General features: G+C 44.8%; 17 protein-coding genes. 11 read left to right on the top strand and 6 right to left on the bottom strand.

Going from position 1 to position 20,426, the window contains the following annotated elements; all coding sequences use genetic code 11:
* Positions 1-33 precede the first annotated feature (33 nt).
* The 5 genes from WAE59_RS04870 to WAE59_RS04850 all read left to right on the top strand — a co-directional run bounded on the left by WAE59_RS04870 (position 34) and on the right by WAE59_RS04850 (position 9,130).
* The gene (locus WAE59_RS04870; protein WP_337854813.1) at positions 34-3,537 is read left to right on the top strand and encodes a SusC/RagA family TonB-linked outer membrane protein; all 3,504 of its coding nucleotides are present in this window, start codon (positions 34-36) and stop codon (positions 3,535-3,537) included.
* Positions 3,538-3,554: 17 nt separating this feature from the next.
* The gene (locus tag WAE59_RS04865; protein ID WP_337854812.1) at positions 3,555-5,567 is read left to right on the top strand and encodes a RagB/SusD family nutrient uptake outer membrane protein; all 2,013 of its coding nucleotides are present in this window, start codon (positions 3,555-3,557) and stop codon (positions 5,565-5,567) included.
* A 318-nt stretch (positions 5,568-5,885) separates the two neighbouring features.
* Positions 5,886-6,407: a hypothetical protein gene (locus WAE59_RS04860; protein ID WP_337854811.1), complete on the top strand. Its 522-nt coding sequence runs from the start codon at positions 5,886-5,888 to the stop codon at positions 6,405-6,407.
* 180 nt (positions 6,408-6,587) lie between these two features.
* Complete coding sequence (locus tag WAE59_RS04855) at positions 6,588-7,364, top strand: NIPSNAP family protein (RefSeq protein WP_337854810.1); 777 nt, start codon at positions 6,588-6,590, stop codon at positions 7,362-7,364.
* Positions 7,365-7,630: 266 nt separating this feature from the next.
* Positions 7,631-9,130: an acyl-CoA dehydrogenase family protein gene (locus WAE59_RS04850; protein WP_337854809.1), complete on the top strand. Its 1,500-nt coding sequence runs from the start codon at positions 7,631-7,633 to the stop codon at positions 9,128-9,130.
* Between the two features lie 17 nt (positions 9,131-9,147).
* Here the strand turns inward: WAE59_RS04850 and WAE59_RS04845 are convergent, their stop codons facing one another.
* Positions 9,148-10,176, bottom strand: a complete 1,029-nt coding sequence (locus WAE59_RS04845; protein WP_337854808.1) for a hypothetical protein — start codon at positions 10,174-10,176, stop codon at positions 9,148-9,150.
* A 130-nt stretch (positions 10,177-10,306) separates the two neighbouring features.
* On the opposite strand from WAE59_RS04845, the gene WAE59_RS04840 reads away from it, so the two are divergent.
* From WAE59_RS04840 to WAE59_RS04825, 4 genes are all read left to right on the top strand, one after another.
* On the top strand, positions 10,307-10,429 hold the full coding sequence (locus tag WAE59_RS04840) for a hypothetical protein (RefSeq protein WP_337854807.1): 123 nt from the start codon (positions 10,307-10,309) through the stop codon (positions 10,427-10,429).
* 162 nt (positions 10,430-10,591) lie between these two features.
* Positions 10,592-10,900 (top strand): GNAT family N-acetyltransferase, encoded by a 309-nt coding sequence (locus WAE59_RS04835; protein WP_337854806.1) that lies wholly within the window; start codon positions 10,592-10,594, stop codon positions 10,898-10,900.
* A 36-nt stretch (positions 10,901-10,936) separates the two neighbouring features.
* A complete protein-coding gene (locus WAE59_RS04830; protein WP_337854805.1) occupies positions 10,937-11,944 on the top strand; it encodes a ligase-associated DNA damage response exonuclease in 1,008 nt (335 codons plus the stop codon).
* A complete protein-coding gene (locus WAE59_RS04825; RefSeq protein WP_337854804.1) occupies positions 11,941-13,536 on the top strand; it encodes an ATP-dependent DNA ligase in 1,596 nt (531 codons plus the stop codon). Before WAE59_RS04830 ends, WAE59_RS04825 begins: the two co-directional genes overlap by 4 nt.
* On the opposite strand, the gene tnpB is transcribed toward WAE59_RS04825, so the two are convergent.
* Positions 13,528-13,815 (bottom strand): IS66 family insertion sequence element accessory protein TnpB, encoded by a 288-nt coding sequence (gene tnpB / locus WAE59_RS04820; protein WP_337854803.1) that lies wholly within the window; start codon positions 13,813-13,815, stop codon positions 13,528-13,530. The two genes, WAE59_RS04825 and tnpB, sit on opposite strands and share 9 nt — an antisense overlap.
* A 33-nt stretch (positions 13,816-13,848) precedes the next feature.
* Between tnpB and WAE59_RS04815 the strand changes: the two genes are divergently transcribed.
* The gene (locus WAE59_RS04815; RefSeq protein WP_337854802.1) at positions 13,849-16,371 is read left to right on the top strand and encodes a ligase-associated DNA damage response DEXH box helicase; all 2,523 of its coding nucleotides are present in this window, start codon (positions 13,849-13,851) and stop codon (positions 16,369-16,371) included.
* Positions 16,368-17,003: a ligase-associated DNA damage response endonuclease PdeM gene (gene pdeM / locus WAE59_RS04810; RefSeq protein ID WP_337854801.1), complete on the top strand. Its 636-nt coding sequence runs from the start codon at positions 16,368-16,370 to the stop codon at positions 17,001-17,003. Before WAE59_RS04815 ends, pdeM begins: the two co-directional genes overlap by 4 nt.
* Here pdeM and WAE59_RS04805 read toward each other — a convergent pair.
* The 4 genes from WAE59_RS04805 to WAE59_RS04790 are packed head-to-tail and all read right to left on the bottom strand — an operon-like array spanning position 16,975 to position 20,322.
* On the bottom strand, positions 16,975-17,613 hold the full coding sequence (locus tag WAE59_RS04805) for a hypothetical protein (protein WP_337854800.1): 639 nt from the start codon (positions 17,611-17,613) through the stop codon (positions 16,975-16,977). The genes pdeM and WAE59_RS04805 overlap by 29 nt on opposite strands.
* 32 nt (positions 17,614-17,645) lie before the next feature.
* Positions 17,646-18,914 carry an adenosylmethionine--8-amino-7-oxononanoate transaminase gene (gene bioA / locus WAE59_RS04800; protein ID WP_337854799.1) on the bottom strand — a complete coding sequence of 423 codons (1,269 nt, stop codon included), beginning with the start codon at positions 18,912-18,914 and terminating at the stop codon, positions 17,646-17,648.
* Positions 18,911-19,348 carry an NUDIX domain-containing protein gene (locus WAE59_RS04795; RefSeq protein WP_337854798.1) on the bottom strand — a complete coding sequence of 146 codons (438 nt, stop codon included), beginning with the start codon at positions 19,346-19,348 and terminating at the stop codon, positions 18,911-18,913. The genes bioA and WAE59_RS04795 overlap by 4 nt, the downstream gene beginning before the upstream one ends.
* The gene (locus tag WAE59_RS04790; protein WP_337855354.1) at positions 19,345-20,322 is read right to left on the bottom strand and encodes a cation diffusion facilitator family transporter; all 978 of its coding nucleotides are present in this window, start codon (positions 20,320-20,322) and stop codon (positions 19,345-19,347) included. The genes WAE59_RS04795 and WAE59_RS04790 overlap by 4 nt, the downstream gene beginning before the upstream one ends.
* Between the last annotated feature and the right edge of the window lie 104 nt (positions 20,323-20,426).

The following is a 20,426-nucleotide window of genomic DNA, read 5'->3' as shown; positions in this document are numbered from 1 at the left end:
ACGAGCAAGTTATACCCTAAACTATGGCTAATTATGCGATTGACCACCGTCATTCTGATAGCATCTTTACTTCAGGTAAGTGCTACAACTTTGGGCCAGCGGATCACTATTGAACAGAGCCGCATCACATTAAAATCTGTCTTTAAGGAAATCAGAAAGCAAAGTGGCTATGATTTCTATTATGATGGCGGAATTATATCCAACAATGAGCTAAAGAATGTGAAGTTGACTGACGTCACCGTAGAGGAAGCATTAAAAACCATACTGAAAGATCTTCCTTTTACTTATCTGATTGAGGAAAGAAATGTAACGATAAAAAGAAAGGAAGATGCATCCTTATACCATCTTTTCAACAGACTTCAGTTAATTGATGTAAAAGGTAAAGTCATGGACGAAAATGACCTGCCGTTAGTTGGCGCTACGGTAGCAGTAAAAGGCAAGGGAAGGTCTGTGAAGACAGATCAGAACGGTGCCTTTTACCTCGGCAACGTCACTGAAGCAGACAAGCTGGTCATCAGCTACGTAGGCTATCAAAACCTGGAGGTCAATGTAGCTTCCGACCTGGGCAATATCAAACTGACAAGAGAGGTAAGCGACCTGAGCGAGGTAGTGGTGATCGGTTATGGTACGGCACAGAAAAAAGACCTGACTGGGTCTGTGGTGCAAATCCGTCCCGATAAAATCGCTAACGACAACCCGAAAACTGTTCAGGATATCCTCCGCGGTACTCCGGGAATCCGTGTGGGCTATGACCCTTCTGCTAAAGGAGGAGGCGGAATGGAGATCCGTGGACGCCGCTCCGTATACAATGACGGTAACCACAATGAACCTCTACTGATCCTCGACGGTATGATTTTTTATGGCGAGTTGTCTGAGATCAACCCCGACGACATTGACCAGATCAACATCTTAAAAGATGCCTCAGCCGCTGCCATTTATGGCGCCAGGGCCGCAAGTGGGGTAATCATCATCACCACAAAAAAAGGTAAAATAGGCAAACCGGTCATCAACATGACCATGAATACGGGTGCTACTGAAAGAAGTACTTTCCGCGACAGGTTTAGTCCGGAGGAATACCTCCAGCACCGGGAAGACTGGCTTACAAAAAACACTTACGGGGTAAACCCAACTACGGGTGCATATGAAGCGTACCAATCTGGCGCTACGCAGAAAGGCTTTTATGTAAGACCTGACCAGCTTCCCGCTGATGTCTCTTTGACGGCCTGGCGTGCTTATAGCAACAATACTGCCGGTGACTCCGATTTGAGTATTTGGGCAAAACGTTTAGGTTTTACCGGAAATGCGCTTCAAAACTTCCTGGATGGAAAAACAGTAGACTGGACAGATAAGACTTTCCGAGTCGGTTACAACCAGGATTTTAATGGCAGTGTGAGTGGTGCAGCAGATAAAGTGAATTACTATTTATCGATGGGCTATCTTAAAAACCAGGGGGCAGTTGTTAGCGACAATTACAGGGCAGTACGTAGTAACCTGAAAGTAGAAGCGAAAGTAAACAAATGGTTCGAACTGGGCGCCAATGTGAATTTCCAGGACCGTTCGGACGGTAATGTCGACATCCAAATGGATGAAATGATGCGCAACAGCCCTTATGCCGATTATACTGATGCCTCCGGGAACGCGCTACAGTTTCCATTAAGCAGTGAATATAGCCAAAGGGGTTATAATTATGCATTTGACAGACAATACCTCGATTTGGAGAAAGGCTTTACAGTCCTCAACACCATTTTAAATGCTAAAGTGAAACTGCCTTTCAACATTACCTACAGCTTCAATGCATCGCCTCGTTACCAGTTCTTCTATGACCGCTATTTTATGTCCTCGCGGCTGCCAGGCTCCAATCCGGCGGCAAGGGGTGTAAACCGGGAACAATCGAAGCGCATGGATTGGTCGCTAAACAATACCCTATCATGGGACCAAACTTTTAAACAGAAGCACCATTTCACGGTTACCCTGGTACAGGAAGCAGAATCTCTAACCTCCTGGCTAGACCGTATCGAAGCCAGAAGAATTTTACCATCTGACGCTTTGGGTTTCCATAACACCGGAAACGGCGATAAAATAGACAGTAAATTTCTAAGTGAAGATAACCGCCAAACTGCTGATGGCTTGTTGGGCCGTTTATTTTACTCCTACGATGACCGGTATTTGCTCACTACTTCGATCCGCAGGGACGGTTATTCTGCCTTTGGTACTTCTAACCCATATGCAGTTTTTCCTTCAGCGGCATTGGCATGGAACTTTACCAACGAGAAATTCTTCAAATGGAGCAATGTCATGAACAGTGGTAAATTGCGTGTATCCTATGGAGAAAATGGCAATCGTTCATTAGCGAATCCGTATGTGGCTTTAGCAAACTTAACCGCTGGTGGCGATAAGACACAGGGCTACATCAATTCCTCTGGCACAATGGTACAGTATAAATACCTGATGTACGACAGGCTTGCGAATCCGGCCCTTCAATGGGAAAAAACTGCTTCATGGAACTTTGGGCTTGATTTCGCCTTCTTGAATAGCAGGATCAGCGGAAGTCTGGAATATTACAGCATGAAGACCAATGACATGATCATGAACCAGCGCCTGCCTAGCTTTACAGGATTTACCAATATTACAACAAATCTGGGCCAGGTAAACAACAATGGTATTGAGCTCTCTTTAAATACCTTAAACGTCAAAAATAAATTCCTGGAATGGTCCAGCACCTTCGGATTGTCTTACAACAAGAACAAGATCGTGCACCTCTATTACGATTATAAAGATGTACTTGATGCCTCAGGAAATGTTGTTGGCAGAAAAGAAAGTGATGACATTACCAATGGTTGGTTTATCGGACAACCGATCGGAGTGATCTGGAACTACCGCGTGACCGGAATCTGGCAGGCAAATGAAGCTACTGAAGCTGCAAAATACGGACAAAGACCAGGAGACCCTAAGGTACAGAACACCTATACAGCTGATGATGTAGTGAATCCTGATGGTTCGACCAAACCAGTGTATAATGATAACGATAAACAATTCTTAGGTCAGACGACAGCTCCTTTCCGCTGGGCTTTCCGTAATGATTTTACCTTCTGGAAAGACCTCACGCTTTCTGTGAACATTTACGCTTACACAGGATACAAGAGTTTGGCGAATTTCTACCTCAACAATGATGACGACGGCGGCCGCATGCAGTATGCAATGGCCAACCTTCCAAGGAAAGAATACTGGACACCAAATAATCCTACCAACGATTATGGACGCATCGAAGCTAAAGGCCCCACAGGTGCAGAAAGCGCTTCCAAATTGTATGACCGTTCCTTTATCCGTCTGGAAAACATTTCTGTTGGTTACACCCTACCAAAGAAATGGACATCAAAACTAGAGATTGACCGGATTAAATTATATGGAACAGTCCGCAATGTTGGGCTTTGGACGAGAGAATGGGAGTTTGGAGACCCTGAAACTCAGAACAATGACAACAATGCTTTTGGATGGGCTACGCGCGTCTACACCTTGGGACTAAATGTTGTTTTCTAACCTAAAAAATTGAAAAAATGAAACAGATGATTCAAAAATTCATTCCTATAAATAGATATGTCATACTGCTGAGTGCAATGGTATTGGCAACTGGTTGCAAGAAAACATTTCTAAACCCAGATCCCCTGTCTTTCTACGAACCTAATGCAACATTCAGTACCTTATCCGGTCTGCAGGCATCAATGGCGATCTGCGACAGGCACCTCAAATTGTACTGGGCAACCGACCATAATGAAATGCTGACTTTGGGAACAGAGTATATCTTCTCTGACATGATGGTGGCCGCAGCAACTGATAAGCGCAACATGCTTTGTGATGTTGCCAATATGCTTACCCCTACCAGCGATGACAACACCCTGCAAAATCTCGATCGTACCAATAGCATTTGGTATTTTTGGCAGGAAACCTATAAAGGTGTCATGTATGCCAATACCATCCTCAAATATGTGGACCGTGTAGAAGGCCTGGATGAGGCTGGTAAAAACATGTACCGTGGCCAGGCTTATTTCCACCGTGCTTATAGGTATATGGCCCTTACTTCTCAATTCGGTGACGTGCCTTTGATCACAACCATACTTGAAGCACCTAAATTGAACTACCGCAGTACCAAACGGGATGCCATCCTGCAAATGATCACCAGGGATATGGAACTGGCTGTGCAATGGGTACCGGAACAAAAAAACATGGCCCTGATCGGTATGGTCAATAAGGGAGCCTGTCGGATGCTGCTTGCAAAATGCTATTTGGCCATCGGTGAATATGCGAAAGCTAAAGAACTGTTGGATGTCATCATCAACCAGTCGGGGTATTCATTGATGCAAAGCAACTTCGGAACCTTCAATCCCGGCGGAGAGGCACAAACCTGGCCAATTACCCGCAATGTGATCTGGGATCTGCACCGTCCTGAAAACAAACTGATCGCAGCCAATACAGAGACGATCATGGGGATGCCGAATCGCGGTGCGAGCGCTGCTGCTTTCGTTCCGATGCTGACCATGAGAATCCTCTATCCTTTTGTCTTCGATAACAGGGTGCAGACCAAAGATGGCAAACAAGCTTTGCTTAACATCAGAAGGGACAATCCTGCCAACTATAATCCGCTATACGACTATATGCGGTCCTTTGGTAGAGGTATCGCTACATTCCGTCCTACATCCTTTGCCACTAAAACGGTTTGGAATGTGAACGGCGTAATGGATGCGACCGACCTGCGTCACAGTTCTGCCACTGGCAACTGGATCCGTATGGAAGACTACAAAGTGAACAACAAAGCTTCTTCAGAGTTTGGAAAGCCACTCCAGCTATTTGACAATGGAAAATTGCTATGCAGCGATACCATTCGCCGATGGTTCGATGTACCGCATTACAAACTGTTCTTAAATGACCCTGTTAATGAAGCCAATATCGTCGGGTCAGATGGTTTGAGAGGTGCTACCGACGGCAGTAATGCAGACTGGTACCTCTACCGCCTTGCCGAAGCTTATTTATTAAGAGCAGAAGCCAAATATTACTTGAACCCAGGTGATCCAAGTATTAAAGATGACATCAACATCATCAGACAACGTGCGAAATGTACCCAATTATATACCGGTACCGTTACGATAGGCGACATCATGAATGAACGTGCCCGTGAATTGTATTGGGAAGAATGGAGAAATGTGGAACTTAAGCGCGTGTCGTTGTGTCTCGCCCGCAGTGGTAGACCAGATGAATGGGGCAATACTTATACTTTGGAAAACTTTGACAAACAAAGCGGTACAGGCGCGGCAGGAGGAAGTTACTGGTATCAACGCATCAACCGTTATACCATGTACAACAAGGGTCCCATTCAGATCAATACTACGGGTAATAGTAACCCTAACTATACCATGGACAAAAAGAACATGTACTGGCCAATTCCAAATGCAGCCATTACGGCCAACAACCGAGCGAAGCTGAGCCAGAATTATGGCTATGACGGCTATGATCCAAGTGTAAGCAAATGGGACAAATGGGAAGACGCTGTTGCAGACGAAAGTAAAATAAATTAATCAGCTCCCCGGACTATCTAAACTCTATATAAGAGATCCGGATATAATGCTAAGGTGTTCTTTTTAAGAACACCTTTTTTTATGCTTTAACTTTCAATGTCTGATTTTATTTAAAAAATGTATATTTGTCAAAAAAATAAATCATGCTACGTCAGATACATATCCAGATTAACCGCTGCAACCAGTCTTCCTGGTTGAGGGCTGCTGGTATGAAATAGTGCCCCGCCCCTAGCTCCGGAGTGTTACTCCGAATTCATTCAATTTCATGTATCATTTTAGAAGGGAAATTATTACCGACTATCATTATTTATAATCCTTATGGACATTTTATACTCTGTAGACGAGAAATATCTACAGGCAATGGAGGAACTGAGGTATGGCGAACTGCCAAAAGCACTTCATTTTTTCAACACCATCATCGAATTAGATCCAGACTATGCAAGGGCATACTATCAGTTGGGCAGTTGTTATTACTATCAATTTAGAAACTACCAGACAGCTGGCTATTACTACAAAAAATGCATCGATCTGGAGCCCTTGTTCCCAGACGTTTACGTACATTATCTGAAATTATTGATCACCTTGAAGATGCACAAAGCCATCGATGCTACAGTTCAAAAAGCGTTGGCTGTGCCAGGCATCTCCGAGACAGAGGTTTACGAACTTCTTGGAAATTATGCTGAGCAGCAACTTGATTTCGACGCCGCAAAAGCGCATTATCAAAAAGCAAGCCTGGCCAGTTCAGATCAGGACGAACATGCCAGCTTTCAAGGCCATGTGAAACGCATTGCGCAAAAAGAGCATTCCAGAAAAAAAATGGTCTATGCTTATCAGGGCTGATCACAACGACTGGAGGTGCTTTTCTGAAAATCTCCTGCAACTGAGTTTGCAGGAGATTTATTTATTCATGGCGTTCTAATTTCGACAAGCTGGTTCCAATAAGGTTTGTAAGAATTAACACACGGAAAAATCAAAAAAGCGATATATTGCAGCATTATACATTGAAACCAGATTAAACCGATGAAAAAAGCATTTCTATTTTTGACCGCCATCATGGTCCTCCATAGCCTTTATACATTCGCCATGGTAGCTTCCAGGGAATTCTATCAGATCAAAGTCTATCACCTGAAAACGACCGATCAGGAACAAGTGGTAGATGACTTCCTTAAACAGGCCTACCTCCCAGCACTGCACCGTGCTGGAATTGCTAAAATCGGTGTATTCAAATACAATGCACAGGATCTGCAGGAAAAACTGATCTATGTGTTCATTCCTTTTAAATCCTATAAAATCTTTGAAAAACTGGAACCTGCACTGGAGAAAGACCTGCAGTTCCAAAAAGACGGTGCCAATTACCTCAATGCGGCGCACAACAAACGTCCTTATGAAAGGATGGAATCTATTCTCCTGAACGCATTTTCCGGCAATCCGAATTTTAACTTGCCAAAGCTCAGCACACCTTTATCGGAACGTGTATATGAGCTGAGAAGTTATGAAGGTCCAACTGAAAAGCTCTTTAAAAATAAGGTAGATATGTTCAATAAGGGCGACGAAATCGGGTTGTTCAAGCGCCTGAATTTTAATGCCGTATTTTATGGAGAAGTGGTAGCTGGAAGCCGGATGCCAAACCTGATGTACCTAACCACTTTTGAAAATAAAGCGGACCGTGAAGCACATTGGAAGGCCTTTGGAGAAGATGCTTACTGGAAAAAACTATCTGCAATGCCAGAATACCAGAACAATATGTTGCGCAATGATACCCGCCTGCTGACCGTTGCAGATTATTCCGACTTTTAAACATACAGTTTTGTGGGAATCCGCCAGTAATAAAATTTGTATAATTAAGCGGGATATTGTAACATTGCAGCTGTTTATACTTATTCTAAATAAGAAACAAACCCTCTGCATTTGCCAATAAAGTGACGACAATCAATTTAAGTTGTGACCTCGTTATTATTTTAGCTGAAAAACTTAATGTAAGTTTGCAGCCAATAAAAACAATTCACTAAGGTTATTGTAATAAAAGGGTCAAACTACGACATAGCTGTTATATTAAAACATACATGAAATTAAACAACACTGCATTTTCTGAATTCATTTCTAATTTTGAACAAAACTTAAGTCATCTTTTTCATGAACAATATAACATCGATCAACTGAGCCTGAGCAGGGGTCTACCTCCTGAATTGCTCAAAGGGATCATGGACATGCGCCCCCTTTCTGTAGCCATCCCAAGTGCATACGGGGGCCGGGGCAGTATCGTCAAAGAATGTTTGGCTGTACTTGCGGCAGCTTCTTATGAATCACTCCCCCTATCCCTGACTTTCGGGATCAACATTGCCCTCTTTCTGGAACCGATTTCCAAATATGGTGATGACTCCATTAAACAAGGTGTGTTTGACCGTTTTCTCGACCAAAACAATATGGGTGGTCTGATGATCACCGAACCCGACTATGGCAGTGATGCACTGAACATGAAGACGGTAAATAAGGAAACAGCTAATGGTTATCACATCAAGGGCACTAAGCACTGGCAAGGCCTCACCGGCATGGCCGATTTTTGGCTGATCGCTTCGAGAAGCGAGAATGCCAATGGCGACTTATCCAGAGATATCGACTTTTTCATGTGCGACATCTCTAAAGAAGGCCAGGAAATTATTGTGGAAGAGTTATTTGAAAATGCGGGATTATACATGATCCCCTATGGCTTGAATAAACTGGACATTCATGTTCCTGCTAATTATAAATTGAAACCTGAAAGTACCGGCATTAAAATGATGCTGGATATCTTACACAGGAGCAGGATGCAATTTCCAGGTATGGGTATGGGTTTCATTAAACGCATGCTGGATGAGGCTATGACGCATTGCCAAAACAGGAATGTAGGCACAGGAAACTTGCTTGCAATGGACAATGTACAGTTCCAAATCTCCCGTCTGCAATCTGCTTACACCATTTGCTCTGCCATGTGTGCGCACAGCAGTCAGATCAGTGGAATAGACCACAACCTGGCCACAGAAGGATTGGAAGCCAACACAATGAAGGCCGTAGTAACCGACCTGATGCAGGAATCTGCTCATTTACTGGTTCAATTGTCCGGCGCCAATGGTTACCGGATCACCCATATCGGCGGGCGTGGTATCATGGACAGCAGGCCTTTCCAGATTTTCGAAGGATCCAATGAAATGTTATATGCCCAGATTGCAGAAATGGTCGTAAAGCTCATGAAAAAGCAAAAATACCAAAACCTTTTTGACTTCCTCTGCGGATTCAAACCAGCGGCAATTTCAAGTGCTTACTTCAAAAATGAACTGTCTTTCAACTTATCTGAGCAATTGCCGCAGCGCAAATTAGTGGACCTTGGAAAGATTATAGCCAGGGTGATCTGTGCCGGATACGTTTTAGAATTACAGGGCAAAGGGTTTAGGAAAGATCTGGCAGATGCCGCTATACTTACCCTGAGACAGGAAGTTTCTTCCCTGATCTGCAGCTTTAAATTCGACAATACCCTAAGTCCAATTCAGGATTACCAGGCAGGAAGTGCCTGGCTTGATTTCGCCTAAATATATTTAATGGGAAGCTATTTCTTTAGAGATTTGCTTCCCATGATATTGTACCTGATCCCAAATGCCTGCTGACTATCAACTACACCCTCCAGAAAATGGAAGGACAAGGTAAACTGCCCCTCAATATTTTTATAGATTTTTGGCCTCCAGCTCAGGTCAGTCCTGTTGTACTGTTTTGCTGTGTAGAACTGGTCGCCAAAGTTAATGTGATGCCCCTCTCCCGTGTAGAAGGAGTTCGTGATACCAAAACGTTTGTATTCCATTTGCATTTCCAGCAATAACCCTTTAGGTGTCTGCCAGCCTCCGATCGTTCTGGTGCGTTCAAAGGACATCAGTCCACCGACGTTTAGGGTCAGGGAATCCAGGAAGGTACGTTTGGAAAGATCAAGTCCGGCTTTGACAGCCAGTGCCCCATTATCTTGTATATGGTCACCTGGGATATCTATCGCAGGTCCGGCATTGTGCAGCATCATTGCATAATGAGATGCAAAAAAGATACCTTTCTTAAAGCGTCCTGATAAACCGAAGATAAAGTTTTCACGGTCGGTGGCCGTTTGCCTGCTCGTCCAGTCGATAAACAGCAACTGACGCCAATTTTGGTTTTCAAACTTGAGCAGCATCCCTTCCACATTTGGACGGTAATAGCTTAACGTGTCTGTGAGCACAGCTCTTGGAAAATCTGACAACAGTTTGTGCCTTGGAAAAACCCCCATATAGAAGTTCCAATCCTGTTTCTGGTATTCGTAATAAACCACAGGTGCCACTTTATTAGCAAATTTGGGCGAACCAAACTCATGAAGGGCATTGAATCCGAACCTGATCCTGTGCACGCTGTCGAGCAACAAGCCTACTTCAGGAGAAAACCTGACACCGAAAATGGTCTGTGAAAAGCGCTCAGATTTATTGTACTCCCTGTTGTCGGCAAAAGTATGCAGGTTGAGGTTGCCTTCCAGTTCCTGAGCCTGGAGACTTCCTAAAGTCATTAAAGAAGCAATTAAAGTAAGCGTGCAGCGGATGTAGATGGATGTTTTGCTGATGATCATTTAAGTAGATATATGGGGTTATAGAAAAGCCTTCCAGAAGTCGGCGTTTTCAGCAGCAAATATTGAATAAATTCGTGTGATTAAAAAACAAATCCAGGTAATAAAAGTTATAACTCAAATAACAAAGCTTATGAAAACGCCAAAAACAAAAACGACAAAAGCAGAGATTACCGATCAAAAGAAACCGAAGGGTGCGGAACCTGAAAATCAGACTGCTGCAAAGGACGCAAAAAAAGTGAAGACTAAAAAATAGCTTTAATTTTCGCATCGTTTCTTCTACTTTTTCAGTTTCGTTTTTTTAACGCCTTAGCATAGCAGATCATTTTTATGGTATTTTAACAAAATGTTGATCTGGATCAATTTTTATTAGGTGTAATTATCGATATATTTGGTAAAACCCTAATGACGCTGCATTATGAACGCTGAATATCTCGAATTACCGCTAATTAAAAATGAAAACCTGCACCAGTTTGAACTCAACATCGACGGCTATACGGCCTTAATTGCCTACAAGGAAAGGAGTAAAAAAATTTGGCTGATCCACACTGAAGCTCCCGAAGCATTAAAAGGTAAGGGTGCGGCTACAGCTATCATTGAAAAAACTTTGCAATACCTGGAAGATCACAACTATAAGCTGATCCCGCTCTGTGTTTTCGTTGTGGCATATCTTAAGCGTCACCCGGAATGGAACCGCATACTGGATGAAAGCGTAACCTCCTTTTAGTTGAAACTTTCCTTGCTCAGTCGATGTTGTTAGCACATGGCATTGATCAGTTTTACGAACAAGGGAATTTATTGTAAACAGGGGGATTTCTACATCGACCCCTGGCGTCCGGTCAAATTGGCTGTAACTACACATGGTCATGCAGATCACGTGAAATGGGGTAATGACGCCTATCTATGTCATGAACTCACGAAACCGATCCTGAACCAAAGACTAGGCACAGACCTCAAGATCGAAACGCTTCCCTACAATAGGGAAATTAGCATCAATGGCGTTAAGGTCAGCCTTTTCCCCGCCGGACATGTCATTGGCTCTTCTCAGATCCGACTGGAATACAAAGGGGAAGTCTGTGTTGTATCCGGAGATTACAAAGTAGAATATGACGGCATCAGCACGGCCTTTGAGCCGGTTAAATGCCACACTTTCGTATCAGAAAGTACCTTCGGACTCCCCATTTACAAATGGCAACCACAGGAACTGATTTTTTCACAGATCCGGGACTGGGTGTCCGGCAACCGCGACAAACACAAAACCAGTGTGCTAGTAGCTTATAGTCTTGGAAAGGCACAGCGGCTCATCAATGGGCTTGCAGGTTATGGACAGATTTACGTACACCATTCGATAGCCAACCTCAACGAAGGCTTTCAAAAAGCCGGCGTAGCGCTGCCGGAGACTACGCGAATCACTGCGGAGATCGGAAAGGAGGCAATGCAACAGGGAATCGTGATCGTACCCCCAGCACTGGCAGAAGGGCGTTGGATCAAAAATCTGACTAATCCTGCTACTGCAGTATGTTCCGGATGGATGCAGGTAAGGGCTGGCCGCAGGTGGCGAAGTGCAGATGCAGGCTTTGCCTTAAGCGACCATGCAGACTGGCCTGGGCTGCTCTCCGCCATCAAAGCAACTGAAGCAGAGAAAGTATTCGTTACACATGGTTTTACAGCAACATTTTCCAAGTATCTGAATGAAATCGGCATCGCCTCAGAAGAGGTAAAAACCCAATATGGAAACGAAAATGAGGAAGAAGAGGAGGTGGTCACATGAGGCGTTTTACTGAACTCATCCATCAATTGGAAATGAGCAATAAGACCAACGATAAGATAGCGGCATTGGTCGATTATTTTAATGAGGCCGACGAAAAAGACAAGCCTTACGTGATTGCCATGTTTACAGGAAAGCGGCCCAAAAGACCAGTAAGTACCGCATTGATCAAACAATGGGCTATCGAAAAAAGCGGCATTCCCGAATGGCTGTTTGCGGAAAGTTACCATAGCGTGGGCGACCTGAGTGAAACGATTGCCCTGGTGCTGCCACCGCCCAACGAGTTACAACATAGAAAGCTTGAGGAATGGATTTCAGACCTGGCAGCTTTAAAGGGAAAAGACGATGCCTTTAAAAAAGAATTCATCCTCCATGCCTGGGATAGTTTGGAAAGCCAGGAGCGTTTTATATTCAACAAGCTCATCTCCGGAAATTTCAGGATAGGTGTATCCAATAAAATGCTGGTCAACGCACTGGCCAGGCAAAGCGGTACAGACAGCAGTAAAATCATGCACAGCATCATGGGCAAGTGGCAACCCGATGAGGTCAGTTACGAAGAGCTGATGGCCGGTGCCCATGTAAACACAGATAATTCATGGCCCTACCCTTTTTGTTTGGCCTACGCTCTGGAAGCATTACCGGAATCATTAGGTGAACCTGCTGCCTGGCAGGCAGAATGGAAGTGGGACGGGATCAGAGGCCAGATCGTCAAACGCAATGGTGAACTCTTCATTTGGTCCAGAGGTGAGGAATTGGTGACGGATCAGTTTCCTGAATTACATTTCTTGCTGGACGAATTAGAGGACGGCACTGTGCTCGATGGAGAGATCCTTTCTGTGAAGGAGGGAAAAGTACAGGCTTTCAGTATTCTTCAGCAGCGGCTGAACAGGAAAACAATCAGCAAAACCCAATTGAAAGATGCGCCCATCGGCTTCTACACCTATGATCTGCTGGAACATGAGGGAAGAGACATGCGGGAAGAACCTTTAAAAACACGCAGAGCGCTTCTGGAAAAACTGGTTGATAAACTGAAGCAGAAAGAGATTGTAGTCATTTCTCCGGTAGTGGAGTTTACCGACTGGGATCAGTTGGCCATCATTCGTCAGGACGCAAGAAGCCTCAACAGTGAAGGGCTCATGTTGAAGAAGCTGGACTCGCTATACCACTCGGGCAGGAAACGGGGCGATTGGTGGAAATGGAAGATCAATCCTTACACCGTAGACACAGTAATGATCTATGCCCAGAAAGGCAGCGGACGAAGGGCCAACTTTTATACCGATTATACCTTTGCAGTACGCGATGGGGAGCAATTGATCACAATAGCGAAAGCCTATTCCGGACTGACCGACAAGGAGATCAAGGAAGTGAATTCATTCGTATTGAAAAATGCAGTGGAAAAATTTGGCCCTGTACGTACGGTGAAACCAGAGCTGGTGTTTGAGATTGCCTTTGAAGGCATTGCGGAAAGCAAAAGGCATAAGGCCGGACTGGCTTTAAGGTTTCCCAGAATCGCCAGGTGGCGAAAGGATAAAAAGGCAGATGAGATCAATACACTCGACGACCTCAGACAATTGCTTCAGAGTACGCTAACTTAGATCCTGCTGAAAAACCCGCAGTACTTCTTTTGCCTTGACTCCCCCAAGGGTTTGCACAAGGGGTCCGAAGGACTCGAATGTAAGTAGTTTCAGGTATTTTCTTCCTTTCACAACAAACACAAATACATCGTTTGCGCGGGGATCATTTCGGATAGACATCGAAACCACCAGGCTGTTTAACCTGCTGAAATTTTCCTTCAGATCGATTTCCTGCGGGTAGAGGTGGTACCTCTTTATGGTCGTAAACGGAAATACAATCAGGTTGTCTTTAACAGTCATGTAAACTGGCTTTCTATTTGTTAGCTATTTCCTATGATATTCAGCAGCAGCAAAGGCTACAAACAGGTAATCAAATGGTTAAAGCAAGGTAAGAAAAAACCCTTTAAATTTCAGACGGATGCCTGGCAGTATTATGCCGAGGGCTATTCCGGACTGGTGAATGCACCTACCGGATTTGGAAAAACCTACTCTATCTTCCTTGCTGTAGTCATAGATGAGCTGAATAAAAAAGCTTCAAAGGAAGTTAACAAGGCAAAAAGCAGTAGCAAAAAAAAATCCGGCACGGGTTTAAAGCTCATTTGGATCACTCCCCTCCGATCCCTGGCCAAGGATCTGGCAAGGGCAATGCGGGAGGTTTGTGACGAACTCGAACTGGATTGGATGGTCGGTGTACGTAATGGTGATACCTCGCAGGGAGAAAAACTAAAGCAAAAAAAACAAATGCCAGAAGTGCTAATCATCACTCCAGAAAGCATGCACCTGCTCCTGGCTCAAAAAAGTACATTTAATTATTTTGAAGATTTACAGTGCATCGTTGCCGACGAGTGGCATGAACTGATCGGCAGTAAACGTGGGGTGATGGCAGAACTGGCCATCTCCAGGATTAAGGGGATGGTTTCCCGCCAGCACCCGGAACGTCTGCTCAGGATCTGGGGCATTTCCGCCACCATTGGCAACATGGAGCAGGCGATGGAGGTATTGGTTCCCTATGAGGACGTGTTAAAAACGATCGTCAAAGCAGATATAGAGAAGAAAATCCTGATCAAATCTATCCTGCCAGACCATATTGACATGCTGCCCTGGGCCGGCCATCTCGGACTCAAGCTCGCCCATAAACTTTTACCCATTATTCACAAAAGCAAGACTACACTGATATTTACCAATACCCGTGGACAGGCAGAACTCTGGTACCAGACCCTGCTGGCACAGGATGAAAACCTGGCAGGCCAGTTGGCTATCCACCACGGATCAATAGACTATGAGCTGCGAAACTGGATTGAAGATGCCATTCATACCGGTGTCTTAAAAGCTGTTGTCTGCACTTCCTCCCTGGATCTGGGCGTAGATTTTAAACCCGTAGATACAGTAGTGCAGATTGGATCTCCCAAGGGTGTTGCCAGGTTCCTGCAGCGCGCGGGAAGAAGCGGGCACTCCCCTTATGAAACCTCAAAAATCTATTTTCTTCCCACACATGCACTCGAACTGGTAGAAGCTGCAGCCATTAAAGAGGCCGCAAAGACGCAAAATATTGAAAGCAGGGAACCTATTGTAATGTCTTTTGACGTGCTGATCCAATACCTGGTCAGCCTGGCTGTCGGTGACGGATTCGATGAGGAACAGGTATTTTTTGAGGTGAAACAAACTTACGCCTACCGTGAACTGCTGCCCCAGGAATGGAACTGGATCATGCAGTTCATCACTACAGGTGGCGAGAGTCTAACCGCGTACAACGAATTCAGTAAGGTCAGCAAAGATGAAGATGGCTTATGGAAGGTCAAGAACAGACAGATTGCCATGCGCCACCGTCTGCACATTGGTACCATCGTAAGTGATGCAATGATCAAGGTCAAATACCTTTCCGGTGGTTTCGTAGGGATGGTGGAAGAATCGTTCATATCCAGGATGAAACCAGGAAGCAGCTTTACCCTGGCAGGCCGTGTGCTGGAATTTGTGATGATCAAAGAGATGATGGCGCTGGTCAGAAAAAGCAAGCAGAAACAAGCCATGAGCCCAAGCTGGATGGGTGGCCGCATATCCCTTACTGCGAATCTGGGTCAGATCCTGCGCAAAAAATACAACGAAACCCTCGACAGGGAACACGATGATGAAGAACTGGATATTATTTTTCCTTTGTTCCAGCGACAAGCTAAGGTTTCACATGTACCTAAAAATGACGAATTCCTCATTGAGCTCATCGACACCAGGGATGGTTACCATTTCTTTGCCTATCCTTTTGAAGGCAGGCAGGTGCATGAGATCCTCGCAGCACTCATTGCCTACCGCCTCGGCCGGCTAAAGCCCATCTCCTTTTCCATTGCCATGAACGACTATGGTTTTGAATTGCTCACCGAGCAGCCGATCCCATTGGATGAGGCAAACATCAAATTGCTCTTTACACCCGAGAATCTGGCAGCAGATATCGTAGCCAGCATCAATGCGACAGAAATGGCAAGACGAAAATTCAGGGATATTGCCTGTATCTCCGGTCTGGTCTTTCAAGGCTATCCGGGAAAATATGTGGCCAACAAGCACTTGCAATCTTCAGCCGCTTTATTTTTCAACGTTTTTAGTGATTACGACAAACATAATTTATTATTGCGGCAAGCTTACGATGAAGCTTTCTACCAGCAGATTGAAGAGCCAAGGCTGGCGGCAGCGCTGCACCGCATACAGGCCAGTAAAATAATAGTTGTGAAAACAGACCGTTATACACCATTGTGCTTTCCCATCAAGGTAGATAGCCTGAGGGACAACATGAGTACTGAAGAACTGAGCCAGCGCATCGTAAGGATGACTGCAGAAGCTGAAAAAAAGAATTTAAGGAGTAAAAAATGACCATTAATTGCAAGGGAGAAGAACTGATATTGACTGTAGAAAGGGCAATTTACTGGCCAGCGAAAAGTATGCTGATCATCAGCGATGTGCACATTGGAAAATCCGCACATTTTAGAAAATCCGGTATTCAGGTCCCCGATACCGTGGGACATACTGACCTGCAGCGCCTGACCGCCTTGATGAAGGAATTCCAACCGGACATACTCCTGGTAACCGGGGACATGTTTCACAACAACATCAACAGCGATGCAAATGCCTTCCTGGATTGGAGAAAGACCCATGCCGAACTAAAAGTAGTGCTCATCAAAGGCAATCACGACGCACTCAAAAATGCAGATTATGAAGCACTAGGTATTGAAGTCCATACCAAAGAATTGCTTTGCGCGCCTTTTCGCTTCATTCACGACAAACCAAAGGAATTTGACGAGTACTACAACATCACGGGGCATATTCATCCTGGGGTGGTCTTATATGGTCGGGCCAGGCAGCGGCTCAAATTCCCCTGTTTCTATTTCGGAGAAAACTGTGCAGTACTGCCAGCCTTTAGTGTCTTCACGGGTCTGGCCATATTGAAACCGGAAAATGGCGACCGGTTCTACGCGATTACGCCAGGAAAGGTTGTGCAGGTTTAAGCCCTACAATGCTCCCAAGATTGCTGATCCAGTCCTCAAACATTTGCTGTTCAATTTTAATGACCAGTTCCGCATGTTGTTCCCAATCTGCAGAGAAAGATTTCAACTGGTTGAGCATTTCTTCCAGATGTCCCTCCTCTTCGAGGATGATGGATTTTACAGTCACTTTACTTCCTGCCGCAGTCAATACCTCCTGGTATACCGGATACAGCTCATCGGCACGGACTTCAATTGCATAGGTCACGAAAAGATAAGCTGCGAATTTCAGCTCATGTCCGCTAAGCCTGAATTCTGATTTCAGGTAACGGCAAACCGCTACATCCAGGGCATTGAGGTAAAATTTAGTATGGTTAGGGCTTAGCAGTTCCTCATTCCTGTAAGTCTTGCACGATTGCCCTTCTTCCAGTTTATCCAGCTGTTTTTTCAGGTAGTAAGCATGGCGGTGTTCCTCAGCCGCATGTTTTAAAATGATAAGGTTCACATTTTCTTTATGTTCTGAAGCGGAAATCTTTTTGGCTCCGGCATTCTCCATGTAAGAAAGGGTATTTAACCATTTAGCGTGGAGTAGATTGTCGCTAACTATATTTTCTAAAATCGGTTTGATGTCCATCTGTTTCAATTTTTTAAGCAAAAGCAGAGCTGTTATATTTCAGCAAGTGCTTCCGTTATGGTTTGGTAAATATACTCCAGATCTGCATCACTGATGATATATGGAGGTAAAATATAAATGATATTGCCAAGTGGCCTTAGAATGATGCCTTTATCCAGAAAATAAAGGTACAGCCGGTTCCTCAGTCCGTTCAAATAAGAGGTATCGCTGCCCGTTTCCCATTCCATCACCAGAATTGTGCCTTTTTGCCTGACCGCTCTCAACTTTGGATGACCTTCAAGTTGAGCTGCAAATGCCTCGTGCCTGCTCCTGATTCTTTGGATATTGGGCAGTGTTTCTTTACTGAGCAAAATGTCCATACTGGCCAAAGCTGAAGCACAGGCCACCGGATTTGCAGTAAAAGAATGTCCATGATACAAAGTTTTAAGTTGGTCATCGCTCAGAAATGCATCAAAGATCTTCTGGTTGCAGGTCGTGACCCCAAGCGGCATGGTTCCTCCGGTCAGTCCTTTGGAAAGGCAAAAAATATCGGGCCGATGCTGCAGCTCCTCTGTGGCGAAATATTGTCCGGTACGTCCAAATCCAGTCATTACTTCGTCGGCAATGGTTAAGATCTGGTGTTTCTGACAGGCGGCGATCAGTTCGTCGAGGTATTTCGCCTCATACATCAGCATTCCTCCTGCGCCCAAAACAAGCGGTTCAAAGATGAAACAGGCCACCTCGTTGCTCAGGTAGTTGATCTTAGCCTTCAGCTGCTCTATATTTTGTTCGTTCGGCAAATCGATGAATTCCACATCGAACAGCAATGCATTAAAGGGATTGGTAAAAATACTGCGTGCACTCACTGACATGGCCCCGAAAGTATCACCATGATAGGCGCCTTTGAAAGCAATGATCTTGGTTCGCACCTGCTTGCTGGTATTCGCCCAGTATTGCAGACACATCTTCAGGGCGACCTCTACCGCAGTAGAGCCATTATCAGAGTAAAATACTTTAGCCTGTTCACCCGGAAGCAATGGAAGCAGACGCTCTGCAAGCCGGACTGCAGGTTCATGTGTAAAACCCGCGAAAATGACGTGTTCTAACGTTTTTAATTGTTCAGAAACTTTTTCTGCAATGTGCGGATGCGCATGACCATGTATGTTCACCCACCAACTGGACACGGCATCAATGTATTTCCTGCCTTGCTCATCAAACAGATATACTCCCTCCCCCCTTACAATCGGGATATTGGGCAGTGCATCTTTCATTTGGGTATAGGGATGCCAGATCAGCTGCTGATCACTCTCGCTCAGGCTCATTTTCTTCGGTTTAAAAGTAATTCAATCACAGTCTGGTCTGTCCTAAAAGTGACATCTGCGGTACTAAGTTGGTCTAGTGGCACCCACCTGAAGGACTGCAAAGTCCCTTCATCGAAATCAAAAGCCAGGGTCTTAAAATGGAGCTCCAGAGGCTTCAGCTCCCTGACCAGGTAATAGATACTGATGATCTGACTATCATTGAAGGAGGACTGTTCATAAAAATCAGTCGTGTAAAGGTGTTCGATCACCTGGATTTCTGCATTGCATTCCTCCATGAACTCCCTTTTCAGTGCATCGATCAGCCCTTCACCCAACTCTAATCCACCACCTGGGAATTTGCTGAAGGTTCTTCCCCCAGATTGTTCATCACTGATCAGGATCTCATTATTTTCATTGATAAGTAAGCCATAGACCCTTACATTAAAGTAGCTCATTGGTCAAAGTGTTTTTGGTTTTTTGTTGCATTCTCTATCGTCCACCTGATCTCTCCACGGAAAGGCTCCTGCCTGACCGGGCATGCCTTCATTTTACAATAATTGCAGCAGGCCGGAAGACAGGGGTCTGCATGTATGAAAAGTTCTGTTTTATGCTGGGCCTCACCATTGATCAGCCGGTCAATTGCAGAAATTTCATGGTGGACCTGATTGAGGTCAAAGTAATAAGGGAGGGTAAGGTGGCAGTCGATATGAAGATCTGCCCCATACTGCTGGGCGCGCAGGTTGTGTACATCGATCCAGGGATCCTTACGGTTCTGCTGCAAAATAGCAATGATGTCATTGACCAGCTCTATATTGCTTTCATCCATCAATCCGCCAACCGATCGACGGGTAAGCTTGTAGCCATTGTAAACAATATATAAACCCAGGAGGATGGAAATGACACTATCCAGCCAATAGACCTCTGTTAATTTGATCAGGATCACCCCCACTACCAGCCCGGCGCTGGTCACCGCATCCGTCAACAGATGCTTACCGTCCGCTTCCAGCGTAATGGAGCGTTGTCTTTTTCCGGTACTGATGAGGTAATAGCCAACGATCGCATTGACGATGCCAGTTGCCCCGATAATAATCGCCCCCTCAAAAAGCTTAGTGATCTGCTTTGGGTAGATCAGGTCGTAGCCAGATTTAAAAATGATGATTACTCCGGCTATAGTGATGAGCGCACCTTCCAGAAAAGCAGAGAAAAACTCTACTTTACCATGTCCGTAAGGGTGGTTTTCGTCTTTTGGAATGGTGGCCAGGTAAATGCTGTAAAAAGCAAAGCTACTGGCCAGTACATTGACGATACTTTCTGCAGCATCGGTAAGTATGGCATTGGACTGGGTAATGAAATAAGCTACAAACTTTGCCAGCATCAGCAGTATGCTTACACATAAGGCCAGGAGTATCGCTTTCTTCTTTGGTTGCAAGTTGATCTGATTTAGCTTCCAAAAATACATGATCAACATGGGATTATAGGAAAAAGTATTTTTTTTAGCCTTTAATCCAGTCAGGTTCATATATTTGCGTTCGC

This window comes from Pedobacter sp. GR22-6 (assembly GCF_037402555.1).
Classification (GTDB): Bacteria; Bacteroidota; Bacteroidia; order Sphingobacteriales; family Sphingobacteriaceae; genus Pedobacter.
The sequence above is the reverse complement of the archived record's forward strand: the minus strand, read 5'-3'. Positions and strand labels throughout refer to the sequence as shown.